Raw genomic sequence first — 3,984 nt, 5'->3', positions numbered from 1 at the left:
ACTCCGCCGACTTCAGCGTCTGACCGGTGGTCACCGCTTTGTAGAGGTACGGGCTGGAAGAATCGATCTCTTTGGTGAACAGGAACGGCGTGTGAATGCGCGTGCCGGTCAGTTTGCCGGTGTTGTTGTCGGTCGGGATGTAGAGGTTGTGCTGCTGCGCCACCACCTCAATGCTGCCCTCACGGTCCTGCACGTCCACCGATCCCTTGATGTCCGCACCGCCGTCGTCCTTCAGCCACAGATAAACCGGAATTGCCATGTTGTTACTCCTTTTCTTCATGATTGCCGTCACCATCCTGTGATGACGGAGGGATTGCGTCCGCTGCCTGGCAGGCGTCGGCCTGCGGCACCAGACTGATTTCAACGCGCCGGTTGGCCGCGCGGCCTTCGGTGGTATCGTTGGACGCCATTGGGCGACTCTGGCCAAAGCCCTGCACCGCGAAACAGCTTTCATCCACATCACCGGTGTCGCGCATCCAGTCGCGTACCGCTTCCGCGCGCTTCAGCGACAGGCGCTGGTTGAGCGTCGGATTCCCGGTATCGTCGGTATAACCCGCGACCACAATCAGCCAGCCCGCGCGCGCTTTGATGTTGACCAGCGCGTTCACCATCACTTTGGTCGAGTCCGTTTTCAGATCGGATTTGCCGGAATCGAACAGCGACATCGCATCCAGACGCACCAGCGTCGGCTGCGGTTTGGGCTTCGGCGCCGGTTTAGGTTCAGGCTTAGGTTCAGGAACCCATGAACTGATGGCGTGCAGCACCGGCAGACGCAGATGACCGCCCTGATACAGTCCCAGCCCCAGGCGCAGCGGCACGCCCTGACGCGCATAGTTATCAAGCTGGCTGACGTCCTCGCGCAGTACCTGCACAGCAGCAAGCTTCGGCGTGTAATCCGTCATAGCAATGCGGTGGTAGTGTTCGAGGTCGAATACAATGCGCCGGATCAGCGACTGGTTATTCCAGGCCACCGCACAGAGTGCAATGACAGCGGCAACGGCGAAGGCCGTGATCGCCCTGTGCAACGCACGAATGACTGGCGTCACGCTACGGCCTTCTGGAAGCAGCGGAAGGATAAAGTCAGGCAGGATGACGGCTGTATTCGCTGCGGCACCGGCGCTGCGGATGGTGGTGTGCTGCCACAGCCAGTCGCGCCACAGAGAGTCATTGCCAGTGCCAGGCGTAGCGGGTTGCAGCTGCAACACATATGCGGCGGGTATCACGGCGGCGACATCACTGTGTGCCTCCGACAGCACGCGCAGCACATGCTGGCGCGTCCACGCATCCAGCGAGTTGAGCATGACCTGCTGCTGCATCGCCACGCTGCCACCCGACTGCAGCCATTCGCTCACGCCGCGCGGCGCGGCGTCATCCAGCCAGATTTGTGGGCTGTTTCCCGCCAGCTGCACCTGCCAAAGCGGTGCAGCGCACTGCGTCATCTCGCCGGTAATGCCGACATTAAGCAGTAGCGGCAGAGACTGGCGGGTTTCACGGCGCAGTAGCGCGATTTGCCAGCGCAGAGCGAACAACACATTTTCCAGCGCTGTGCTGTCCTGCTGTTGCTGTGGACTGATATTGAGACAGATTGAAATCTGGCGACCCCAGTTGGGGCGTTGCTGCAGCAGCAGGCGTACGCTGTGCTGGAGTTCGCTGCTATCGACAACGCGAATAAAGCAGCCATGCGGCAGAACGCGCACCGGTTCGTCAGCGGAGAGAACGCTTTCGCCGCAGCACAGCACCACCGACTGGCGGTACGCGGCGTCAGGTAAATCCGTCCACGTCTGTTCGGCATTTTTAGTGTGGCGACACAACAGCCTGAAGGTCATCGCGCCAGCAAACAGCAGTACCACCAGCAGCACGAGAAAATCGCTGCTGCGCGCAAAGCTTAGAAACTGCGTGCACAACACCGCTGCAAGCAGCCAGATCCAGAGCACCAGCAGGCGGGGAAGCAGCGGCTTCATCCTTTAACTCCGGGCAGCAGCGTCGTGATGAGGTGATCGAGCCAGTGATTCAGTCCCCACCATAGCGCGGCCAGCAGCAGCGCGGTCAGGCCAAGACGTGCGGGCCAGCTACTGAGCCAGCCCGCGCGGAGCCCACCGCTTGCCAGCGATAACAACGGCGCATCCGCCGCTCGCGTGAAAGGGGGGACGCGTTTCGTCAGCGCGCTCATCAGTTGCTGGCGTGCGGGCGTATCAGCAGACACATAACCGCCAAGAAATCCCAGCATCATCACGCGATGAAAGCAGGTCAGCACCCTCTCGTCGGCTTCCGGCTGTGCGAGAACCTGCTGCATGCGATCGCACAGCGTTTCACCCGCGTCCATGGTTTGCAAAAAATGGCCCTGCAGCGGCATGTGATACCACTGCAGGCAGGCATCATCCTGCACGCCGCGCCCTTTCACCGCCTCATCCAGCAGTGCGCACTGCGCCAGCAGAATGTCCTGACAGCTCTCGCGGCTGACGCCCGCGTCACGCAGCGCCAGCTGCACCCGCTCCGCATCAGCGACGCAGCGCTGCCACAGCGCCAGCCCTTCACCGTCGGCAAATTCCGGGCCGTGTCGCAGGCTGATCACCTGCAGCCAGGTGTTTTGCAGCAGCGCATCAATATCGATATTTTTTGCTTCAGCACTCATGATCTCAGCACCGCGAAGAGTTCCAGTTCCGGGTCACCCAGCGTGCCGGGGACATAAAACATGCAGCTGGCGCTCTCGAGCATGGCGCGTGCCGCCGGATGCGACAGATCCAGTGAGAAATACTGGTTCTCCAGTCGCAGCGGAATGGCGGCCGGCACGTGGCTGAGCGGTTTCAGTGGAATACCCAGCTGTGAGCTGTTGACCAGCGCAGTCACGTCATCCGGACTGCCCACTTTGCACTGGCGCGGGAACTGCTCTTGAAGTTGCGCCACCGGCAGCGGCGAGCGCACCGACAGGTAGAAATCCGCTTCCTCGCGCAGGCGTGGATCGTTGAGACGCGCCTGCCACTGGCGCAGTCGACGATCGTGGCTCATCTCTATCGCCACCATGCGCGAAGGCAGACTCGCCTCCAGCAGCGTGCCGAGCAGGCTGAACAGCGGCGGGAACACCTCATTCAAATTGTCATGGTGGTAAGCCGGGATAGCGCTCACCTGATGCTCCAGCGAGAACGTCAGCAAACTGCCCGCCAGCCTTGCCAGCTCCGGATAAAGCCGTTCCGGTGGGCTTTGCGGATGGCGCAGAAAATCAGCCAGCAGCGGTTCGGCACTGTTGAGCGCGTTGAGCAGCCAGAACAGCGACACGTCAGCGACGGCGAAATCGGCCATGCGCTGGTTGCTTTCGCGCCGCATCGCCATCAGACGCACCAGCCGTGCACGCAGCTGCGTCACCAGTTGTTCAAGTGCCGTCATCAGCCACGGGCTGGATTGCAGGGTCAGCAGCGGCGGCAGGAACTGGCTGTCCAGCGCCCAGCCGCCCTGCGCATCCTGCTGCAGACGCGCCACCGCACAGGTCAGCCAGTCGCTGTTGTCCTGATGTGCATAACGCAGCGTCAGTTCAGGATGCAATACCGCAACCTGCCGGATGTCATCCCCGAACAGGTTGCGGATATCGCGCCAGCGCTGGCGAAAGCGTACCGGGCGCTCGGCCACGTCGCTCTCCTGCAGGCAGTTGCCGCCGTTGGCATAGAGCTGCGGCAGCGCCAGAACAACCGTCACTTCCTTCTGCTCCGCCTCAAGCGTCAGCGTCGGTGGCAGCGGATCGGCGTTGTGCGTATCCACCAGCGTGCCGTCGCGAAAGCGCAGATGCAGATGGCGCGGCTTAAGCCGACCAAGCTTCAGCGCTTCCGGCTCAAACTCAACCTGAAATACACCCCAAGGCTGATTAAGCCCCATGCGCGCAATGCACTCGCTTTGCCACGCCTGCCAGGCGGACTGCTGCTGAAAGTGCTGGGGTGAGATCATGGTGCCCCGGCCCCAAAGTGGTTGTTCTGTTTTCATCCCTGAGTTCCGCCT

The 3,984-nt window shown here is 61.7% G+C and carries 3 protein-coding genes and 1 pseudogene; all 4 read right to left on the bottom strand.

The window, feature by feature from the left end; translation table 11 throughout:
- Window positions 1-259 (bottom strand): annotated as a pseudogene (hcp, locus tag PMI17_RS04185) (type VI secretion system effector Hcp); the annotation flags it as partial.
- A gap of 4 nt (window positions 260-263) precedes the next feature.
- A complete protein-coding gene (locus tag PMI17_RS04180) occupies window positions 264-1,961 on the bottom strand; it encodes an OmpA family protein (protein WP_007886493.1) in 1,698 nt (565 codons plus the stop codon).
- The gene (gene tssL, locus PMI17_RS04175; RefSeq protein ID WP_007886492.1) at window positions 1,958-2,632 is read right to left on the bottom strand and encodes a type VI secretion system protein TssL, short form; all 675 of its coding nucleotides are present in this window, start codon (window positions 2,630-2,632) and stop codon (window positions 1,958-1,960) included. Before tssL ends, PMI17_RS04180 begins: the two co-directional genes overlap by 4 nt.
- Window positions 2,629-3,969, bottom strand: coding sequence for a type VI secretion system baseplate subunit TssK (gene tssK / locus PMI17_RS04170; RefSeq protein ID WP_007886491.1), 1,341 nt, complete (start codon window positions 3,967-3,969; stop codon window positions 2,629-2,631). The genes tssL and tssK overlap by 4 nt, the downstream gene beginning before the upstream one ends.
- Window positions 3,970-3,984 lie beyond the last annotated feature (15 nt).

Origin of the sequence: Pantoea sp. GM01 (assembly GCF_000282675.1) — a bacterium.
In the GTDB taxonomy this organism is placed as follows: domain Bacteria; phylum Pseudomonadota; class Gammaproteobacteria; order Enterobacterales; family Enterobacteriaceae; genus Pantoea; species Pantoea nemavictus.
The sequence above is the reverse complement of the archived record's forward strand: the minus strand, read 5'-3'. Positions and strand labels throughout refer to the sequence as shown.

Bases quoted from the DNA above. Each gene is read 5' to 3' on its own strand.
- PMI17_RS04180 (WP_007886493.1), bottom strand. From the start codon at position 1,961: ATGAAGCCGCTGCTTCCCCGCCTGCTGGTGCTCTGGATCTGGCTGCTT.
- tssL (WP_007886492.1), bottom strand. From the start codon at position 2,632: ATGAGTGCTGAAGCAAAAAATATCGATATTGATGCGCTGCTGCAAAAC.
- tssK (WP_007886491.1), bottom strand. From the start codon at position 3,969: ATGAAAACAGAACAACCACTTTGGGGCCGGGGCACCATGATCTCACCC.